This window comes from Coprobacter tertius (assembly GCF_024330105.1).
In the GTDB taxonomy this organism is placed as follows: domain Bacteria; phylum Bacteroidota; class Bacteroidia; order Bacteroidales; family Coprobacteraceae; genus Coprobacter; species Coprobacter tertius.
The window spans coordinates 63,369-82,028 of sequence record NZ_JANDHW010000013.1; the positions used below are offsets into that span (position 1 = coordinate 63,369).

The following is an 18,660-nucleotide window of genomic DNA, read 5'->3' on the forward strand; positions in this document are numbered from 1 at the left end:
CCTTTTATGCCACAAAAGTAACAATTTATATTAGCAAATTACAATTAAATAGAAGTAAAAAGATTACCTTTGTCGTCTAAATAATCAAAACAAACCATAATTAAAGTAGTTTATGAAAGCATTTATATTTCCCGGACAAGGGGCTCAATTTGTCGGGATGGGTAAAAACCTTTACGATACAATGCCCGAAGCCAAAGAAATGTTTGAAAAAGCCAATGAAATACTGGGATTCAGAATAACAGACCTTATGTTTGAAGGAACCGATGAAGACCTACGCCAAACTAAGGTAACGCAACCAGCCATTTTTTTACATTCGGTGATCCTTGCCAAAACAATGGGAGACGATTTCAACCCCAATATGGTAGCCGGCCATTCTTTAGGAGAATTCTCGGCGCTGGTTGCCGCTGGAGCACTTTCTTTCGAAGACGGAGTTAAACTGGTTGCCGCCCGTGCCATGGCTATGCAAAAAGCCTGTGAAAAAACTCCTTCTACAATGGCAGCCGTACTGGCTTTACCGGATAATACCGTAGAGGAAATTTGTGCTTCGATCGACGATATTGTCGTTCCCGCCAATTACAATTGCCCCGGACAAATCGTTATTTCAGGCAGTATCGAAGGAATCGACAAAGCTTGCGAAAAAATGCTGGCTGCCGGTGCAAAACGCGCTCTTAAGTTAAAAGTAGGGGGTGCCTTCCACTCTCCGCTCATGGAACCTGCTCGTGCCGAACTGGCCGAAGCAATAAAAAACACGACTATCTCAGCCCCGAAATGTCCGGTTTATCAAAATGTCAATGCTAAAGCAGAAACCGACCCGGTAATTATCAAAGAAAATCTGATTGCACAGCTTACAGCTCCTGTTCGCTGGACACAATCGGTATTGAATATGACCGCCGATGGTGCAAATTCGTTTACCGAAGTTGGTCCCGGAGCCGTATTACAAGGGCTTGTAAAAAAGATAAATAAAGAAGTTGCAACTAATGGATTCCAATAATTAGATATAAAAATAAAAAACGTGGCCGAATGACCACGTTTTTTATTTTTATATCTAAACCATACCGCTTTATTTAGAAAATCAAATACCAAAAAGGAAATCGAGACCTTTATCGTTTTTGAATTTATCAGCTGTATTTCCGGAATAAACTTCGCCATTAGTCAATATCAATTTTTTGATTGGCGCTCCTGCTTTAAAATCGACATCTTTAAAATCAACCCATAAAATATCGGGGCTTAAAGTAGATTCGAAATAATATATCTTATCTTTTTGATCCGATACCGTACGCCATCGGGTAGATGAAATACTCGGTTGATCGGGAATAGTAATCCCCAACGGTACCGAAACATTCCTCATCACACTAAATACACCTGCTGCCGCCGACCAAGGATCGCTTGTTTGTGGCAATGCATCGATATAAAACGACGCCCTCACAAAGCGATCGGGAGCCTTATTCGTACCCGGCAACATAACAAGCCCTCCTATCTGCTTCCAGTAATCGTTAATAGCTTGTTGCTTCTCATATGTAGGAGAATTAGTCATTACCTGATATTGTCGACCTTTATATATATGCAAATTACCATCGATATATTCGAGTATCGCACTATTACCCGTCGCATCCGAAATAGAAAAATGCAATGTAGATTTAGAGCCATTCGGCAGATCAGGAGCATCTATACGAAAAGTCTCTTTTTGTAATTCGGCTACTGCTTCGTCAACAGTTGCAAAGTTATCGAGAACATATTGTGCCCATATGCTCAATCCCATCACCGGTCGTGTATCATTCGGCCTATAATAAGATGTTTCTGGAAGAAACAGAACATTTACTACCAACCCTTTTTCATTCATACCATCTGAAGTCCCGATATCATAACCGGCAGCAATTACGCTGCCATATTTCGATGTCCAGGAAATAGTATGATCTGTTTTTGCTCCTTTACGTTCGATCCCTCTGGGAAAAATAAAAAGATTGGTCTGTACATCTTCTTTCCAGTCCATTGTACGACCGGTAACTACCATATTATCAGGCCCCAAATATACCGCGCGCGTACACGCATTACTATCGGGGGTAAAAACTCCTGCAGCAAACAACCAAAACGCAGCTATGACAATCCGACTTTTTGTATTCATAAATATCTACCTATTAATAAGTTATTAAAAGTCAAAGTATAACAGTCGAAAGCGATCGATAGTTTGTAATAAAAATAACTTTTATCTTTTTTAGAGCAGAATTAAAACTATAAAAGCATTCCTGTCTTTATTTAAGGGCAAGCAAATCCTCATCGACGATTCTGAAACAAGCATCTTTTAACTTGGAAGTTGCCATCGCAATATTCTTATCGAATTGCTCTGGCGTAGAACCGCCGCCTACCAAATCGGTTATTGCCTTTACGCACAATAAAGGTACGTTATAAAGTTGTGCAACCCAAGCAATGGCAGCAGCTTCCATATCTTTTATTTCACCTCCTGTCTGTCTCATTTGCTCGGCATCTTCAGCCGTCATATCCAACGAACTTCCCGAGGTACATATACCTTGCTTAAAACCTCCTGCCAAAGCTATCTTATCGGAATCGATACAACGAAAATATCCTTGTCCCATACGATTCCATCCCGGGATATCGACACGACGGTCATGAAAAACAATGTATTTATGACTAAGATATATGTCTCCGACTTCGGCCCCCTTAGAAGCAAATCCACCGGCAGTTCCGGCATTTATTATTATATCGGGCTGATAAAAGGTTATTGCCAAATGAGTACTTAACGTAGCTGCCTCACAACCGATATAATCGAGACCGGTTTCAGAATCCTGTCCATTTACGACAAGAATGATCTCTTTATCTTTATACACCCCTCTGTAAGCCTGTACCGGTGCCTGGCCGAAACGTCCGCCCTGATGTATCAGGGAAAAATGCCGTATCAATGGCTTCGCCTCAGCCATCATAGCTACAATAAAACATATTTTCTTCATCTCTTAAATCACATCATAATTATACATAAAAGAATATGCAGCAACAAATACACTCATCTTCTTTTCTTAAAAAAATCGCTCAAAAGAGACGCGCATTCATCAGCCAATATTCCGGCCACTACTTTTGTTTTAGGATGTAAGGCTCCAGGAGCAAATTTACCAAATCCCCGTTTCTCGTCGATAGCACCGTAAACGACCGTTCCGATCTGCGACCAACCCAAAGCACCAGCACACATAACGCATGGCTCGAGAGTTACATATAAAGTACAGTCGGTAAGATATTTACCGCCCAAAACATTTGCAGCCGATGTAATCGCCTGCATTTCGGCGTGTGCTGTTACATCGGTAAGAGTTTCGGTAAGATTATGAGCTCGGGCAATGATGCGTCCGTTACAAACGACTACCGCCCCAACGGGTATTTCACCCCGGGACTCTGCATCTTTTGCTTCCCGAAGTGCAAATTTCATAAAATATTCGTGTGGATTATCCATTCATCAGTCTTCAAGATAATAATCTACGGTAGTTACTACTCTTATGCTCTTAATATAAGGAGTATTAGCATCCCGGTCTGAAATAGAGAATTGTCCCTGATAAGCTGTACGTATTTTTCCTAATTTGCTATCTGAGTCGTGGGCGAATTTCTCAGCAGTTACGCGTGCATTCTTTGTAGCCTCCTCCACCATAGCGGGTTTAATTTCATTGAGTTTTGTAAATAAAAATTCGGTACGATACTGATAATCTCCCACTGTAAGAGCGATTCCCTCTTTTAAGAGTTCGGTTTGTTGTGTCATCAATTGTCGCACTTGGTCGACCTTACCAGAGGCTACCGTAACCACCGAAGTCACATTATAACGATAGGGAGAACGGTCACTGCCATAGCGCTCTGCCTGCATATCTATAATTTGCGGAGCCGAAACGGTAATCTCGCTATCGTCGATATTATGTTTTTTCAAAAAAGCTATGATCATATTATTTTTCTGATTTACACTGTTATATATCGTAACGATATCATTCCCGACTTCTTTAAATACCAAAGGCCAGATCACTCTGTCGGCGGGCATTTCCTTTTCGGAAAGACCTTTTACATTCACCACACGGTCTTTATCTTTCACTTCGATCAGGGAATGACCCAAAGTAAGACCTAATAAAAGCAGCCCAACCGCTACCAGCAATCCGGCCACAGATATCTGAACACTCTTCATCACAAAGAAATTTTAATTAGTTATTATTACATACAAATCTAATCAAATAACACGAATATATCAATACAATAATCGACAAAGTTCACCAATACAACAGGTACCGATTCATTTTAAAACGATTCTCTGCTATAATAACCGGTTTTATATATATCTTTGTTATCGGTATAGGCACTAAATATGGCAATACACAATATACGAGGGAAAACCGGAGAACAACTGGCTGCCGAATATCTTATCACTCAGGGATACGATATTCGCGATATGAACTGGAGAGACGGAAAACTCGAAATAGACATTGTCGCTACCGACAAAACAACTTTGGTCATCGTGGAAGTAAAAACACGTTCCACTGATAAATACGGTTTTCCGGAAGAAGCGATTAACGAAAAAAAAATAAGACATCTCGTACATGCGGCAGACGCTTATCTTAAATACACCGATATCCCCTTTGAAACAACCCGATTCGATGTAATCACGATAACAGGTGAAGGAGATGACAGACTTCTGGAACATGTACAAGATGCTTTTTATCCACCTTTAGAAAAATAAATTATATGGATTTTGAGACTTTACGGGAATACTGCCTGAGTTTCCCAGAAGTAACCGAATGTTTTCCTTTCGATGAATCGACTCTTGTTTTTAAAGTTTCTGGAAAGATGTTTCTGTACACCGATCTCGAAGACGGAGAACATTGGTTCAACGTAAAATGCGATCCTGAAAAGGCGATAGAATTACGAGAAAAATACTCATTTGTAATTCCTGGGTTCCATGCCAATAAAAAATATTGGAACACCGTACGTATGGATGGCGTACGAGACGACCTTCTTCAGGAGTGGATATTTCACTCCTACACCGAAGTAATAAAAAAACTGCCCAAATCGAAAAGAGAAGAATTAGAGAAATCTTTAAACGAAATATAAACAAATATGATTATCCGTTTACCTGAAACTGATTCGACCAACAATTATCTCCGAAAACTTTGTAATAATGAAACCCCCGAAGAAGGGACTGTCGTTTGGGCCGAATATCAAAATGCGGGAAAAGGTCAACGTGGAAACAGTTGGGAATCTGAGGCAGGAGAAAATATTACTTTCAGCTTACTATTATTTCCGGAACAGATACCGGCTCATCATCAGTTCGTACTCTCCCAAATCATTTCCTTAGGAATAATCGATATATTAAAACGCTTCGATACAAATTTTTCGATAAAGTGGCCCAATGATATTTATTGGAAAGACAGAAAGATCGCGGGAATCCTCATCGAAAATGATCTTACAGGAAATATGATCAGCCAAAGTATTACAGGTATCGGTATCAACGTAAATCAAAAACGATTCAAATCGGATGCTCCTAATCCCGTATCACTATTCCAAATTACAGGAGAAAGATATGACCGGGAAGGCTTATTAGCAGATATTCTCGATGCGATTGCACAAAGATATTTCAGCTACTCCGATTCAGAACGCATTACCCTGAACCAAGAATACCTCTCATCACTATACCGTAACGAAGGATATCACGATTTTATATCTGAGACGAAAAAATTTAAAGCTCGCATTGCAGGTGTCGATGAAAACGGGCATATTCTTCTCGAAACTTCAAGAGGAGAAATACAAGCATACGCATTTAAAGAAGTTGCTTACGTGCTTTAGCCCTCTTTATTGCTTGGGCTTTATCCACTTCCGAACGCTGCACATAAATGTTATACAAAACATCACGGATATAGGGAGTCGGTTTTATCGCCAAAGCTTTCTCAAGATATTTTTCGGAAGCAGCAAAACGAGTATCAAGTAAATCTCGCTGTTTCTTCCGGTGAGACGCATATTGCATACGTGTAGGAGTAACTAACCGGTTAAATTCGTTATTAATTTTTTTCATCTCGAGCGAACCTTTCCAAAAATTATAAATACCGAGAAAAATATAAGCATCGAGGTTTTTATCATCAATTTCAAGCATACGGTTAAAATATTCTACCGATTCTCTTTCCCGACCGACTTCAAACAAAGCGTCTCCCCGAGCTTTAAGAAAATCCATATTATCAGGCAACTGCTCCAGTAATTCACCTGTAACGGCGATTACTCCTTCACTATCATGTCTGAAAAGGTAGTAATTTAACAAATAACGATTTATCAGTGATTTCAACCAAGGCTGTTGTTGTTTCATCATCAGAAGCATATTTTCGTAAATCGCCGAATTTCTCAAGATACGGGATTTACGATCTACCGATACAAAAAGAGAATCAAGTGAAACTCCGTTCGCCTCTGATAACTCGATATAATGCAAAACAGACTGAGGTGATTTCACTTCCGAAGCCGAAACTATCGCACCAACATATAAAGAGACATTTTTTTTATCGGTAACAAGCAATTTATCATATATCATTAATGCTTCATTCCACTCCCGATTGGCAAAATGCACATCGGCCTGACGATAAAGCTTCTTATCATTAGCCGGAAATGCAGCTAAAAGCATCAACATAAAAAACAGAAATGTAAAAGCAACCTTTTTTTTCATCACCCAACCTTTATTACTATACAAATGTACAAAAAAAGGAATATCTCCCCCATCTTTTTCAGGAGTATAGATAAAAGGAATCAGTTAAAATCGTTAAATTTGACCTGATTTAATTCTTGTAGAACAAATAATACACATCATAAAAAAATATTACGAAAAATGGATCTTAAATATAAACGTATTTTATTGAAATTGAGCGGAGAGTCGCTTATGGGCGACAAACAATACGGACTCGACGAAAAAAGACTTTCAGAGTATGCTACCCAAATTAAAGAAATAGTGTCTCTGGGTATCGAAACAGGTATCGTTATCGGCGGAGGGAACATTTTTAGAGGATTAAGCGGAGCCTCACGGGGATTCGACCGGGTAAAAGGAGATCAGATGGGGATGCTCGCAACAGTTATCAATAGTCTGGCATTGAGTTCTGCCCTTACTGCTGCAGGCCAAAAGTCACGCGTATTTACAGCGATAAATATGTTTCCCATTGGCGAATATTACAGTAAATGGAAAGCTATTGAAGCAATGCAGAAAGGAGAAATAGCGATAATTTCAGGAGGTACGGGAAACCCCTTTTTTACAACAGATACCGGATCGGCTCTCAGGGGAATAGAAATCGAGGCAGAAGTGATGCTGAAAGGAACACGTGTAGACGGAATTTATACTACTGATCCCGAAAAAGATCCGAGTGCAGTAAAATTCGAAAAAATAAGCTATGACGAAATTTATACCCGAGGACTGAAAGTAATGGATCTTACCGCCACTACCTTATGCAAAGAAAATAAGCTACCCATCATCGTCTTCGACATGGATACAGTAGGAAATCTGAAAAAGGTACTCACCGGTGAAAATATCGGAACTTTGGTATATTGATATAAACTTTCCCGGGTTTTGTTAATTGGCAAAACAATCGTATATTTGTTTTAATTAATTTGTTTAATCAGCATATACAAAAATCTATGGCAGAAGTAAAACAATATTTAGACGCAGCCGAAGAAAAAATGCAAATGGCTGTTGAATTTCTTGATGAAGCACTGGCGCACATTCGTGCCGGGAAAGCCAATCCCCGTATTCTCGACGGCGTACGAGTAGAATATTACGGAAGCACAGTACCCATTAGCAACGTAGCAACGATTACAACACCCGATGCACGTACCATTGCAATACAACCCTGGGAAAAAGCAATGTTTAAAGAAATCGAAAAAGCCATTATTAATTCAGAAGTAGGAATAACACCCGAAAATAATGGTGAAATCATTCGTTTAGGAATACCTCCTCTTACTGAAGAACGTCGTAAAACTCTTGTTAAACAAGCAAAACAGGAAGCTGAAAATGCTAAAGTAAGTGTCCGCAACGCTCGGCGCGACGCTATCGAAGGGTTAAAAAAAGCTATTAAAGAGGGACTCCCTGAAGATGTGGAAAAAGATGGAGAAACCAGCGTACAAAAAATTCATGATAAATTCGTAAAGAAAATAGACGAAATGTTCGCTGCCAAAGAAAAAGAGATACTTACCGTATAAATAATCTTATAGAAAACTAAAAGTAAGTGACAGATATTTGCTTTATCTGATTAACTTGCTTTTAGTTTTTATTTTTATATAACTACTTCTACTATACTGATGACAACAAGCGGACTCGTGATAAAAAATACCGGAAGCTGGTACCTTGTAAAAACAGGGAACGGTGAAATTGTCGAATGCAAAATAAAGGGTAATTTCCGATTAAAAGGTATTAGAAGCACCAATCCTATTGCCGTAGGAGACCGCGTAAAAATAGAAATTAATAAGGAGGGATCTGCCTTTATTACAGAAATCGAAGAACGGAAAAACTACATTATACGAAAGGCGTCCAATCTATCGAAAGAATCACATATATTGGCCTCTAATATAGACCTGGCCATGCTCATTGTTACCGTAAATTACCCCGAAACCAATCTTACATTTATCGACCGTTTTCTGGCTACAGCCGAAGCGTACCGTATCCCGGTAAAAATCGTAATAAACAAAATCGACCTGTATAACAAAGACGACAAAGAATTAGCTGACGGTATCTGCCATCTGTACTCGACAATAGGATACGATTGCCATCAAATATCAGGCAAAACCGGAGAAGGAATGGATACAATAAGGAATATACTGGAGGGTAAAATAACTTTACTTTCGGGAAACTCGGGAGTAGGAAAATCTACGATTATCAATACTTTATTACCCGAACTGAATTTAAAAACAGGAACTATCTCCGAATCTCATCATAAGGGGATGCATACAACCACTTTTTCAGAAATGTTCGAACTGCCCGGAGGAGGATATGTTATCGATACTCCGGGAATCAAGGGATTCGGGACAATAGATTTCAATCCGGAAGAAGTGGCTCATTTCTTCCCCGAAATTTTCAAAATTTCCCATAATTGCCGTTTCAACAATTGCACGCATCGTCACGAACCCGGATGCGCAGTGCTCGAAGCATTAAAAAACCATTATATCAGTGAATCCCGGTACAACAGTTACCTGAGCATTATCAACGACAGCACTGAAGGTAAATATAGAACAGGGTATTAAATTCCCAAATGTTTCTAATTCATTCAGGAATGCACTCCGAATATGTAAAATCTATTTTCCCTAATCAGAAAGCCAAAGGCTTCCCATTATAAAAATCAAGAACCTTCGAGCGGAATAAAAATTCATACTTAGCCTGCAACTGATCAGACAAACTTTTTTCATATCTTGTCTTCAAATCGCTATATTCAAATACAGTCGATTTACCGGCCTCATATTTTTTCTGTCCATATTCAAAAGCTATCTGGGCAGCCGTAACCGATTTCTCAGAAGAGATATATTTTTTATGTGCAGCTATAGCTGAATAATAAGCCTGTTCTATTTCTTTACTCAGAGTCAGCCGGACATTTTCCAAAGCTAATTGTTGCATATGTATACGTACCCTTGCCTGACGTACTTGATTCCGAGTTGAAAGAGCATCGAAAATAGGGACCGATAAGGAAAACGAAACCGACTCATTTCCGTTATTCTGCATTTGACGAATAAAAGAAGGGCTGCTGTCGCGGCTCCCTTTCAATACTTTAAAAAAACTATTCCCATAGCCTCCAGATACTCCGATTGTAGGGAAATACCCCGATTTAGCAACCTTTAAACCGTATCTACTGCTCTCCAACTGATATTTTGCCGATTTTATACCAGGACGATTTTCTATCGAGTATTGAAATGCATCCCGTGGCGTCACCAATGATGCCGTTTGATCTATCGTAATCTGCTCTACATCCGGAACCTCTATATCGAACCCGTCAGCTGTTTCAAGATTGAGCATTTGAGACAAATCGACCAAGGAAAGCGAAAGATTATTCTCTGCCTGTGTAAGGTTTAATTCATCTGTTGCCAATAACGAACGGCTATCGTAAAGAGCCGACTCGGGACTTCGGCCGGCATTTACCAATGCCTCTGTTTTTTCAAGCTGTAATTTATCCAAATCGACCTGTTCTTTTGCAATACGCACCAGCTCTTTATTAAAAAGTACCTGTAAAAAATAAGAGGTCACCTGCAGAGATACATCTTCTTTTGCCTTATTTAAATCCTCTACAGCCGATTTCAGATCGAGTTTAGCAGATTTTACCTGGTTGATTAAACGAAAACCGGTAAAAACAGGAGCAGAGGCCGATAAAGTAAAGGATGTAGAAGCCTGCGATTGATCTTCGTAGACACCGGTACGCCCAGGACTTCGGCCAAAATATACATTCTGGCCTACCCCTCCATTCACACTCGGCAAACGACTCATCTGTAAAGTATTCAATTGAATACTGCTACTTTCTTTATCGAGCCCTCGTTGTTTTACCGTTATATTATTTTCAATTGCATAATCAATACACTTTGCAAGGCTCCACCCTCCTTGTTGTTGTGCCGACAGTCCTATACAGCAACAAGTGCCCAGAAACAGTAACTTAATCTTTTTCATAACACTCTTACTTATTGGCTATTATTTTATTTCCTCGTACCTTATCCTTACTATTTAATCCCGATAATACCTGAATGTTTATCCCGTCGGATAAACCGACTTTCACTGCATGACGTTTAAATACAGGAGGTTTAGAAATAGAATCTTTTAAAAGATAAACAAATGTAGAATCACCGCTAAACTCGACAGAACTTTCGGGAATAGAAAGCACATCTTTGCGACTATCGAGTATAATCTCGGCATTTGCACTGTAACCAGCTCTCACAAAAACAGAATCGGGAATAGAAGCCGCAGCTTTTATCTCAAAAAATACCGTTCCGTTTTCTTCGGTTCCTTTCGGGGAGATATATTCTAATCGGGCTCCGAATTTTTTCTCTTGTAAAGCACCTACGCTCAATGTAATGGGCATTCCTTCATGAAGACGTCCTACCTCCGTTTCATCGATTTTACCTTTAAATATCATGTCGTTCATATTAGCAACCGATGCTACGGTAGTTCCGTCGTTGAAGTTGTTCGATTGTATAACCGAATTCCCGACTTTAATAGGTACATCAAGAATCATTCCGTCGATAGTCGAACGTATTTGTGTATTACTGTATTGTGCAGAACGGCTCGAAATACCATCCCGTACAATTTCGAGATTATCCTGCGCATTTTGCAATTCTTCTTTCGACTGATTATATTGAGTACGGGCTTTTTCGTATTCTTCTTTCGAAATTACACCCGACTGGAATAATTCGTTCGATCTGTCATAGTCCTGTTTCGACTGTTCGGCATTAATCTTCGCTACATTCACTCGTGATTCAGCTGCATTTAATGTTCCCATCTCTGGTATTACTTTAATCAAAGCAATCACTTCACCGGTACGTACTTTTTGACCTGCCTCTTTATAAACAGCCGAAATAATACCGGGAATCTGCGGTTTTATAAGCACTTCATCACGCGGTTCCACTTTACCGGTCGCTACCGTTTTTTTCTCAATAGTAGCGGTTCGGGGGATTACGATATCATATCGTTCCTCAACCGGTCTCGATTTCCTATATAGAAAAACGAAAGTCCATATCAATATTGCGGCAAACACCACAAGGGTCAGAATCTTCAAGTACTTTTTCATCGATATTTTTTATTTAATTTTATATTATTCTTCTCGTATCGCATCTATCGCTTTTATCTGCAACGCTCTCCATGCCGGCAACATACCCGCCAAAGAGCCGAAAACAAGTAATACCAACGTTGCAATTACAGCCGTGCTGAATGGAATCTGTGGTGAAGTAAAAAAAACATTATCACCAGACATATTCGCATCTAACACATTACTCACAAGTTGCAACAACCCTACCCCTGCACATAATCCGATAAACCCAGCCAAAGCTGTTAGTAGTACGCTCTCACTCAAAATCTGTATCAGGATCGATGACGGCTTAGCTCCTAAAGCCCGTCTAATTCCTATCTCTCGGGTTCTTTCACGCACCGAAACCAGCATTATGTTACTCACACCGACAACTCCGGCTAATAAAGTACCAGCTCCGACAATCCAAATCAGCCAGTTTATACCGGTAAAAAGATTATACACCATTTTAAATTCTTTTTCGGCATTCATACTACCCACGGCCTGAATATCGGTAGGAGAAATCGAATTATTATTTTTTATCAGATCTTTAATTTTTTCTTCGATAGAACTAATGGATATGTTTTCGTCACCGGTTACAGCAATCATATCTATACGATCTCCTCGCTGATAGCTTTGTTGCATCGTACTGAACGGCAATGTTATAGATTCCTCAGACGGTCCTCCGATTTGTATCTTGGACACAGGATTATTTACACCGATAACTTTATAAATAATTCCATCTACCTGCAACATTTTCCCCAATGGATTTTCACCGAAAAACATTTCGTCATATACCCGTTTCCCGATGACACAAACCTTTCGTTTATCTTTTATATCCATTTCGTTTATATATCGACCATAAATCAATTGCTGTGGTTCTATATGTATATAATCGGGAGAAAATCCTTTAATATAGAACGATCCCGATCTTTCTCCCCTTATCGTATTTTTATCTCGTTTCCATTCCATAAGCATGGCAGAATAATATTCCAATCCGGGAATGCGGCTCTTAATAATTTCTAAATCAGAAGTGTGCATTGTCCAAGAACGACCTTTTTTAAATCCTTTATAAGCTTCATCGGTATTATTGGAATAAAAAAAACAAGAATTTTTCGCAAAATCTTTTATCCCTGCCATAACTCCATTTTCGAGACCATGTCCCGATCCCGACATAACTACAAGCATGAATATCCCCCAAAACACACCGAACGCAGTCAAAAAACTCCGCATCTTGTTACGGGTAATGGTCATCCATATTTCCTGCCATTTATCTTTGTCAAACATCTTATTACCGTTTTAATTATTCACTTCTAAGTGCCTCTATAGGTCTTATTCCAACCGCTTTTCTTGCAGGGAAATACCCAGCCGCCACCCCAGCTATTACCAATACTAATGTAGACATTATGGCAATAGAAAGATCGACCGTAGGATCTTTAAAAATAGCACTTTCATCGGGAATATTCTGAAGGAAAGATGAAACTAGTTCGGTCACTCCTATACCGGCTACCATACCCACATAACCGAAACAAATGGTTATAAGCAAAGATTCTGCCAATACCAATTTCAGGACCGAAGCCGGAGAAGCACCCAACGCTTTTCGGATTCCGAATTCATGAGTACGCTCTTTTACCGTTATAAGCATGATATTACTTACCCCTACGATACCGGCAACAAGTGTCCCGATGCCGATAACCCAAACAAATAAAGTTATTCCATTAAAGATTCCCATCGTCTGCAAATAATTTTCAAGTATATTCCATACATGTATAGCCTGTGGATCGTCTGCGAAAAACGTCTTTAAACGCCCCAAAATTTTACGTATATGAGTTTCCACTTCTTTTCCCCCTTCGACTGTTGTTATGTCACCTACAGTCATATCGATACTATTGTAAGAAACGGGATTATAAATAGCCTGTGCTGTTGTTAATGGAATATATACCGATGGATATTGGTTTGTATTATCGTCGTCATAAATCCCGATAACCTGAAAAGCAATATCGTTGGCTTGTAAATATTTGCCCAAAGGATTCTCATTTCTGAACAAAATATCGGCCACCTTGCGATGAATCACAATCACCTTCCTTTTTTCCGCCATATCGACACTATTGATAAAGCGCCCGTTACCGGATTTTATCTCCATAGGCACAATTGCCGGGAAATGAGGGTTTACCCCGGTAAGCGAATAAGCACCATACTCATTTCCATAAGACAATGTCGTTCCCCACATTTCAATGACAGGAGATATATGCTCTATTTTTGTTTCCCGGTCGGCCATTATAATATCATCTCCCTCCCTAAAGTTAATACGCCGGTCTTTTGGTAACCCTTCATAAGGTACAGAGGTGCGCCCAGGCCAAAGCATGAGAGTATTAGTAGACCATCGTCCGAAACTCTGCTCCATACCATGTTTCAGTCCATTTCCGGCACCTAATAAAACAATCAGCATGAAAATACCCCAGGCAACCGAAAATCCGGTAAGAAAAGTACGTAGTTTATTCTTTTTAAGAGTATTCCAAATCTCTTCTGCAATGTCCCACATGAGCCTATTATTTAAGATTTTCAATAGATCCGATCACTCCGTCTTTGATATGAATGATGCGTTCGGTTTGCCGTGCTATATCCGGTTCATGAGTAACAACCACCAATGTCATTCCCTCCCGATTTACTTCTTTCAATAAATCCATAACATCTTGTGAGGTTTTACTATCGAGGGCACCGGTAGGCTCATCTGCCAAAATAATTTTCGGACGCGTAATCAAGGCTCGTGCAATAGCGACACGCTGTTTCTGTCCTCCCGACATCTCCGAAGGTAAATGTAAGGCATGTTCGCTCAATCCTACTCTCTCAAGATATTCCATCGCCATTGCATTCCTCTTTTTACGAGATACCTGCTGATAATAAAGCGGTAAAGCGACATTTTCTACTGCATTTTTAAATGAAATAAGATTAAAAGACTGAAAGACAAAACCGATCATATGATTCCTGAATTCAGAAGCTCTCGTCTCAGAAAGATTTTTTATCAGTACATTATCGAGGTAATAAGAACCCGAATCATAATCATCTAATATCCCGAGAATATTCAATAACGTAGATTTCCCGGAGCCCGAAGCTCCCATAATGGAAACCAACTCTCCTTTACCTATTTCAAGATTTACGCCTTTCAACACATGAAGTGGGGCTCCGTTATAATAGGTCTTATTCACACCTTCTAATCGTATCATGATATTTATTCTATATTTTACGGATAACCCGCTTCTAATTATAATTTTTACAATTAAGATAAGTTGACCACAGAAAGTATATCGAAAATTTTTATATGCCCTTTTCCTCTATCAGGAATATACATATATACAATATTAATTTTGCTAATAACTATAAAGTATCCTTTTAATACACAAATCTAAAAATAAATACTATTATGCATTGCATAGTAGCATAAAAAATATAGTTCCATAAACATTGTTTAACTTTACAATGAGAAAATTTGTTTTACTCGGGGTAAATATCGAATATTTCATACTTTATTTTTATTTTTGTAGCCTTGACTTTTAAAATATGAAACAATATCTCGATTTATTGCAAAGGGTATTAAACGAAGGGACTTTAAAAGAAGACCGTACAGGTACTGGAACAATAAGCGTTTTCGGGCACCAGATGCGATTTAACCTTGAAGAAGGATTTCCTTTATTAACTACTAAAAAACTGCACCTGAAATCGATCATTTACGAACTGTTGTGGTTTCTTAAAGGAGATACCAATGTAAAATACTTACAAGAACATGGAGTAAAGATTTGGAACGAATGGGCTGATGAGAACGGTGATCTGGGCCATATTTACGGATACCAATGGCGCTCTTGGCCCGATTACAACGGAGGACATATCGACCAAATTACCGATGCCGTAGAAACGATTAAGCTTAACCCCGATTCGAGACGTATTATCGTATCGGCATGGAATGTAGCCGACTTACCTCAGATGAACCTTCCGCCTTGCCATGCTTTTTTCCAATTTTATGTAGCGAACGGCAAGCTGAGCCTTCAACTCTACCAACGTAGTGCTGATATTTTTTTAGGAGTTCCTTTTAATATTGCATCGTATGCACTTCTTCTGAAAATGGTTGCCCAGGTTACCGGATTAAAAGCGGGAGATTTTATCCATACACTCGGTGATGCGCATATTTATCGTAACCACCTCGAACAAGTAAAATTACAGTTGAGTCGTACACCACGCCCATTACCTAAAATGAATATAAATCAGAATATACAAAGTATTTTTGATTTCTCTTACGAAGATTTCGAACTTACCGGATACGATCCTTATCCCCATATTAAGGGAGAAGTCGCCGTTTAAACAAAAAAATATCTATTATCGAACCATTAAAAAGTAATATTATGCCTAAGATTTCTTTAATAGCCGCCGTAGCAGAAAACCTGGCGATCGGCAGAAACAAAGAGCTTTTGTGCCGATTGCCTAATGACATGAAGCATTTCAAAGAAATGACGTTAAATCATGCTGTTATAATGGGGCGACGTACTTACGAATCTCTACCGAACGGGGCATTAGTCGACCGAAAAAATCTGGTACTTACATCGGTACCCGAATCATTTTACGATAATGCTTTTGCATGCTATTCAATAGAAGATGCATTACAATTATGCGAATCGGAAGACGAAGTTTTTGTAATCGGAGGAGCCATGGTGTATAAAGAAACGATAGATATGGCAACAACTTTATACATTACCGAGATACATCATAAGTTTGACAATGCAGACTCCTTTTTTCCCGAAATAGATAAAAATATTTGGAAAGAAATAAGTCGTCAGGATTTTCCTGCGGATAATAAACACGAATACCCTTATTCTTTCGTTACTTATATCCGAAAATAATATATAAAAGGCCGAAATCACATACGTAATTTCGGCCTTTTCCTCTTCATCAGCTTAATCAATTATATTGATAATAACCTTTCCATCGTGATCGAACCGAACTTCCGTTTCGGGAACTGTATTTAATTCTACCTCATAACCAAAGTCATGTTGACTGATTTCAATAATCTTAGCCGCGGGAAATTGTTCGTTAATATACTGAGGAATTGTCTCAGGCAATAATTCGATAAGAAGCAATTCTGGTATTTCGGTAGAACCACCATCAACTTCTTGCCATCCACCTGCCCGATAAAATTTTACAACAAATCCGTTTGCAAGATATACCTTATAATGAGGTTCGCCTATACGTTTTTCTATTTTTGTAACAGCAACACCCCGAAAATAAGTATCTATAAATTGCTGAGACTGCGAAGGCAACTTATCGAAACTTATTTTATCATCATCATCACACGCAATAAAAGCTAAGGATAAAACTCCCATCAAGAATAATAATCCAAACCATTTCATCTTCTTCATCATCATATTATATCAAAGTTTACAAATTATCATTACTTGCATAACACTGCATAAAGTAATTCTCCCTTAGGTTTAATGATATTTCAGAACTTATATATCTGATTTTATGAATATTCAACAACGTAAAATTCTTAGCTGATTTTTACAAAGATTTCTTTATGTTTTTCGATAGCTATTATATAAAAAACTATAAAAATATTCATTTCGCATCAAATAATATGTTGTAAAACATATTTTCTTAGATTTTATTTGTATATTTGCACTGTATAAAAATGAAAATGTAAAATCGTTTACCGAATGGCGGTAAACAAAAAAAGCTGAAATTATGGAAAAAGAAAAAAATGTAATTGCGATGCTGAAATATCAGATCGAACGTTACAAAACTGTTGGAAATGGCTTTATGTGCCAAAGATTAAATGCAGAACTTCAAAAATTAATGATGAAGCAATCTGCTTTCTGAATCTGATCCTGTAAAACATTACATACACATTATAAACGTCGCTAAATAGCGACGTTTTTTATATCTCCATTTTATCGAAACTATTATTAAAGCATAAATACAATAATAATTCTTACGAGCATTTGATTATTACTCAAAAGATCAAATACTTATATTTGCATTCAGTTAATTAAACAAATAAAATGTCTATCTGGAACCCCTGGCATGGATGCCATAAACTAAGTGAAGGTTGCCTCAATTGCTACGTTTATCGTATCGATAACAAACATGGGAAAGACAGCTCCATTGTTACAAAAACACAAGACTATAATCTACCGATTAGGAAGAAAAAAAATGGAGATTATAAAGTACCCTCGGGTAAACTCTTATACACATGCTTCAGTTCCGATTTTTTAGTCGATGATGCTGACGACTGGAGAAATGAAGCCTGGGAAATGATGCACATTCGCAAAGATCTCCAATTCTTATTCATCACAAAACGTATACATCGATTAATAGATGTTCTACCAGATAATTGGGGCGAAGGATACGAAAATGTTACTATTTGCTGTACTGTAGAAAATCAAAAACAGGCAGATTATAGATTACCGATATATTTAAAAGCTCCGATCAAACATAAGATCATTATATGTGAACCGTTACTCTCGGATATAAAACTGGATTCATTCCTCGACCCTTCTATTAAACAAGTAATCGTTGGCGGTGAATCAGGGAATAATGCCCGTACATGTAATTACGACTGGGTATTACATATTAGGCAACAATGTATCGACCACAATGTCCCTTTTCGTTTCAAACAAACAGGCGCAAACTTTCTTAAAGATGCAAAACTTTATCATATAAAACGACAATTTCAACATAGTCAGGCTCGAAAGGCCGCAATCGATTTTAAATAAAAAATTAAGAATTATTAAAACAGAAAACGATTAAAATATTCCACAACAGGCTCATACGAGTAACAGAGCCAGGTGGTAAAGGTAGAGAGGTAAAGACGCAACTCTCGATACTTCGAATCCCCGAAAGACGTATCTGAATTTTAGAAACAATC

Annotated in this window: 22 protein-coding genes; 11 read left to right on the forward strand and 11 right to left on the reverse strand. The window is 38.5% G+C overall.

The window, feature by feature from the left end:
- Window positions 1-112: 112 nt before the first annotated feature.
- Window positions 113-991, forward strand: coding sequence for an ACP S-malonyltransferase (gene fabD, locus NMU02_RS11625; protein WP_255028089.1), 879 nt, complete (start codon window positions 113-115; stop codon window positions 989-991).
- 81 nt (window positions 992-1,072) lie between these two features.
- On the opposite strand, the gene NMU02_RS11630 is transcribed toward fabD, so the two are convergent.
- The 4 genes from NMU02_RS11630 to NMU02_RS11645 all read right to left on the reverse strand — a co-directional run bounded on the left by NMU02_RS11630 (window position 1,073) and on the right by NMU02_RS11645 (window position 4,165).
- Complete coding sequence (locus tag NMU02_RS11630) at window positions 1,073-2,122, reverse strand: linear amide C-N hydrolase (protein WP_255028090.1); 1,050 nt, start codon at window positions 2,120-2,122, stop codon at window positions 1,073-1,075.
- A gap of 127 nt (window positions 2,123-2,249) precedes the next feature.
- Window positions 2,250-2,963 (reverse strand): phosphorylase family protein, encoded by a 714-nt coding sequence (locus tag NMU02_RS11635; protein ID WP_255028091.1) that lies wholly within the window; start codon window positions 2,961-2,963, stop codon window positions 2,250-2,252.
- 53 nt (window positions 2,964-3,016) lie between these two features.
- Window positions 3,017-3,454 (reverse strand): nucleoside deaminase, encoded by a 438-nt coding sequence (locus NMU02_RS11640; protein ID WP_255028092.1) that lies wholly within the window; start codon window positions 3,452-3,454, stop codon window positions 3,017-3,019.
- A gap of 3 nt (window positions 3,455-3,457) precedes the next feature.
- On the reverse strand, window positions 3,458-4,165 hold the full coding sequence (locus tag NMU02_RS11645; protein WP_255028093.1) for an SIMPL domain-containing protein: 708 nt from the start codon (window positions 4,163-4,165) through the stop codon (window positions 3,458-3,460).
- A gap of 177 nt (window positions 4,166-4,342) precedes the next feature.
- Between NMU02_RS11645 and NMU02_RS11650 the strand changes: the two genes are divergently transcribed.
- The 3 genes from NMU02_RS11650 to NMU02_RS11660 are packed head-to-tail and all read left to right on the forward strand — an operon-like array spanning window position 4,343 to window position 5,817.
- Complete coding sequence (locus tag NMU02_RS11650; RefSeq protein ID WP_255028095.1) at window positions 4,343-4,714, forward strand: YraN family protein; 372 nt, start codon at window positions 4,343-4,345, stop codon at window positions 4,712-4,714.
- Between the two features lie 5 nt (window positions 4,715-4,719).
- Entirely contained in the window at window positions 4,720-5,085 is a 366-nt protein-coding gene (locus tag NMU02_RS11655; RefSeq protein WP_255028097.1) for an MmcQ/YjbR family DNA-binding protein, read from the forward strand.
- A 6-nt stretch (window positions 5,086-5,091) separates the two neighbouring features.
- Window positions 5,092-5,817: a biotin--[acetyl-CoA-carboxylase] ligase gene (locus NMU02_RS11660; RefSeq protein ID WP_255028099.1), complete on the forward strand. Its 726-nt coding sequence runs from the start codon at window positions 5,092-5,094 to the stop codon at window positions 5,815-5,817.
- On the opposite strand, the gene NMU02_RS11665 is transcribed toward NMU02_RS11660, so the two are convergent.
- A complete protein-coding gene (locus tag NMU02_RS11665; protein WP_255028100.1) occupies window positions 5,792-6,679 on the reverse strand; it encodes a tetratricopeptide repeat protein in 888 nt (295 codons plus the stop codon). The genes NMU02_RS11660 and NMU02_RS11665 overlap by 26 nt on opposite strands.
- A gap of 159 nt (window positions 6,680-6,838) precedes the next feature.
- Between NMU02_RS11665 and pyrH the strand changes: the two genes are divergently transcribed.
- The 3 genes from pyrH to rsgA all read left to right on the forward strand — a co-directional run bounded on the left by pyrH (window position 6,839) and on the right by rsgA (window position 9,234).
- On the forward strand, window positions 6,839-7,549 hold the full coding sequence (pyrH, locus tag NMU02_RS11670) for a UMP kinase (RefSeq protein WP_255028101.1): 711 nt from the start codon (window positions 6,839-6,841) through the stop codon (window positions 7,547-7,549).
- 86 nt (window positions 7,550-7,635) lie between these two features.
- Entirely contained in the window at window positions 7,636-8,196 is a 561-nt protein-coding gene (frr, locus tag NMU02_RS11675; RefSeq protein ID WP_255028102.1) for a ribosome recycling factor, read from the forward strand.
- 99 nt (window positions 8,197-8,295) lie between these two features.
- Window positions 8,296-9,234 carry a ribosome small subunit-dependent GTPase A gene (gene rsgA, locus NMU02_RS11680; protein WP_255028104.1) on the forward strand — a complete coding sequence of 313 codons (939 nt, stop codon included), beginning with the start codon at window positions 8,296-8,298 and terminating at the stop codon, window positions 9,232-9,234.
- A gap of 64 nt (window positions 9,235-9,298) precedes the next feature.
- Here rsgA and NMU02_RS11685 read toward each other — a convergent pair whose 3' ends face one another.
- From NMU02_RS11685 to NMU02_RS11705, 5 genes are read right to left on the reverse strand one after another with little or no spacing between them, the layout of a single operon-like run.
- Window positions 9,299-10,639: a TolC family protein gene (locus NMU02_RS11685; protein WP_255028106.1), complete on the reverse strand. Its 1,341-nt coding sequence runs from the start codon at window positions 10,637-10,639 to the stop codon at window positions 9,299-9,301.
- 7 nt (window positions 10,640-10,646) lie between these two features.
- The gene (locus NMU02_RS11690; RefSeq protein WP_255028117.1) at window positions 10,647-11,759 is read right to left on the reverse strand and encodes an efflux RND transporter periplasmic adaptor subunit; all 1,113 of its coding nucleotides are present in this window, start codon (window positions 11,757-11,759) and stop codon (window positions 10,647-10,649) included.
- Between the two features lie 18 nt (window positions 11,760-11,777).
- Entirely contained in the window at window positions 11,778-13,034 is a 1,257-nt protein-coding gene (locus NMU02_RS11695) for an ABC transporter permease (RefSeq protein ID WP_255028108.1), read from the reverse strand.
- A gap of 16 nt (window positions 13,035-13,050) precedes the next feature.
- A complete protein-coding gene (locus NMU02_RS11700; protein ID WP_255028109.1) occupies window positions 13,051-14,289 on the reverse strand; it encodes an ABC transporter permease in 1,239 nt (412 codons plus the stop codon).
- Window positions 14,290-14,296: 7 nt separating this feature from the next.
- Window positions 14,297-14,971 (reverse strand): ABC transporter ATP-binding protein, encoded by a 675-nt coding sequence (locus NMU02_RS11705; RefSeq protein WP_255028110.1) that lies wholly within the window; start codon window positions 14,969-14,971, stop codon window positions 14,297-14,299.
- A 334-nt stretch (window positions 14,972-15,305) separates the two neighbouring features.
- Between NMU02_RS11705 and NMU02_RS11710 the strand changes: the two genes are divergently transcribed.
- Together NMU02_RS11710 and NMU02_RS11715 are read left to right on the forward strand one after the other, a co-directional pair.
- Complete coding sequence (locus NMU02_RS11710) at window positions 15,306-16,100, forward strand: thymidylate synthase (RefSeq protein ID WP_255028111.1); 795 nt, start codon at window positions 15,306-15,308, stop codon at window positions 16,098-16,100.
- A 41-nt stretch (window positions 16,101-16,141) separates the two neighbouring features.
- Complete coding sequence (locus tag NMU02_RS11715) at window positions 16,142-16,636, forward strand: dihydrofolate reductase (RefSeq protein WP_255028112.1); 495 nt, start codon at window positions 16,142-16,144, stop codon at window positions 16,634-16,636.
- 54 nt (window positions 16,637-16,690) lie between these two features.
- Here the strand turns inward: NMU02_RS11715 and NMU02_RS11720 are convergent, their stop codons facing one another.
- Entirely contained in the window at window positions 16,691-17,158 is a 468-nt protein-coding gene (locus NMU02_RS11720; RefSeq protein ID WP_255028113.1) for a PepSY-like domain-containing protein, read from the reverse strand.
- Between the two features lie 319 nt (window positions 17,159-17,477).
- Between NMU02_RS11720 and NMU02_RS11725 the strand changes: the two genes are divergently transcribed.
- Together NMU02_RS11725 and NMU02_RS11730 are read left to right on the forward strand one after the other, a co-directional pair.
- The gene (locus NMU02_RS11725; RefSeq protein WP_255028114.1) at window positions 17,478-17,612 is read left to right on the forward strand and encodes a hypothetical protein; all 135 of its coding nucleotides are present in this window, start codon (window positions 17,478-17,480) and stop codon (window positions 17,610-17,612) included.
- A 182-nt stretch (window positions 17,613-17,794) separates the two neighbouring features.
- Complete coding sequence (locus tag NMU02_RS11730) at window positions 17,795-18,508, forward strand: DUF5131 family protein (RefSeq protein WP_255028115.1); 714 nt, start codon at window positions 17,795-17,797, stop codon at window positions 18,506-18,508.
- The last annotated feature ends 152 nt before the right edge of the window (window positions 18,509-18,660 follow it).

Bases quoted from the DNA above. Each gene is read 5' to 3' on its own strand.
- fabD (WP_255028089.1), top strand. From the start codon at position 113: ATGAAAGCATTTATATTTCCCGGACAAGGGGCTCAATTTGTCGGGATG.
- NMU02_RS11630 (WP_255028090.1), bottom strand. From the start codon at position 2,122: ATGAATACAAAAAGTCGGATTGTCATAGCTGCGTTTTGGTTGTTTGCT.
- NMU02_RS11635 (WP_255028091.1), bottom strand. From the start codon at position 2,963: ATGAAGAAAATATGTTTTATTGTAGCTATGATGGCTGAGGCGAAGCCA.
- NMU02_RS11640 (WP_255028092.1), bottom strand. From the start codon at position 3,454: ATGGATAATCCACACGAATATTTTATGAAATTTGCACTTCGGGAAGCA.
- NMU02_RS11645 (WP_255028093.1), bottom strand. From the start codon at position 4,165: ATGAAGAGTGTTCAGATATCTGTGGCCGGATTGCTGGTAGCGGTTGGG.
- NMU02_RS11650 (WP_255028095.1), top strand. From the start codon at position 4,343: ATGGCAATACACAATATACGAGGGAAAACCGGAGAACAACTGGCTGCC.
- NMU02_RS11655 (WP_255028097.1), top strand. From the start codon at position 4,720: ATGGATTTTGAGACTTTACGGGAATACTGCCTGAGTTTCCCAGAAGTA.
- NMU02_RS11660 (WP_255028099.1), top strand. From the start codon at position 5,092: ATGATTATCCGTTTACCTGAAACTGATTCGACCAACAATTATCTCCGA.
- NMU02_RS11665 (WP_255028100.1), bottom strand. From the start codon at position 6,679: ATGAAAAAAAAGGTTGCTTTTACATTTCTGTTTTTTATGTTGATGCTT.
- pyrH (WP_255028101.1), top strand. From the start codon at position 6,839: ATGGATCTTAAATATAAACGTATTTTATTGAAATTGAGCGGAGAGTCG.
- frr (WP_255028102.1), top strand. From the start codon at position 7,636: ATGGCAGAAGTAAAACAATATTTAGACGCAGCCGAAGAAAAAATGCAA.
- rsgA (WP_255028104.1), top strand. From the start codon at position 8,296: ATGACAACAAGCGGACTCGTGATAAAAAATACCGGAAGCTGGTACCTT.
- NMU02_RS11685 (WP_255028106.1), bottom strand. From the start codon at position 10,639: ATGAAAAAGATTAAGTTACTGTTTCTGGGCACTTGTTGCTGTATAGGA.
- NMU02_RS11695 (WP_255028108.1), bottom strand. From the start codon at position 13,034: ATGTTTGACAAAGATAAATGGCAGGAAATATGGATGACCATTACCCGT.
- NMU02_RS11700 (WP_255028109.1), bottom strand. From the start codon at position 14,289: ATGTGGGACATTGCAGAAGAGATTTGGAATACTCTTAAAAAGAATAAA.
- NMU02_RS11705 (WP_255028110.1), bottom strand. From the start codon at position 14,971: ATGATACGATTAGAAGGTGTGAATAAGACCTATTATAACGGAGCCCCA.
- NMU02_RS11710 (WP_255028111.1), top strand. From the start codon at position 15,306: ATGAAACAATATCTCGATTTATTGCAAAGGGTATTAAACGAAGGGACT.
- NMU02_RS11715 (WP_255028112.1), top strand. From the start codon at position 16,142: ATGCCTAAGATTTCTTTAATAGCCGCCGTAGCAGAAAACCTGGCGATC.
- NMU02_RS11720 (WP_255028113.1), bottom strand. From the start codon at position 17,158: ATGATGATGAAGAAGATGAAATGGTTTGGATTATTATTCTTGATGGGA.
- NMU02_RS11725 (WP_255028114.1), top strand. From the start codon at position 17,478: ATGGAAAAAGAAAAAAATGTAATTGCGATGCTGAAATATCAGATCGAA.
- NMU02_RS11730 (WP_255028115.1), top strand. From the start codon at position 17,795: ATGTCTATCTGGAACCCCTGGCATGGATGCCATAAACTAAGTGAAGGT.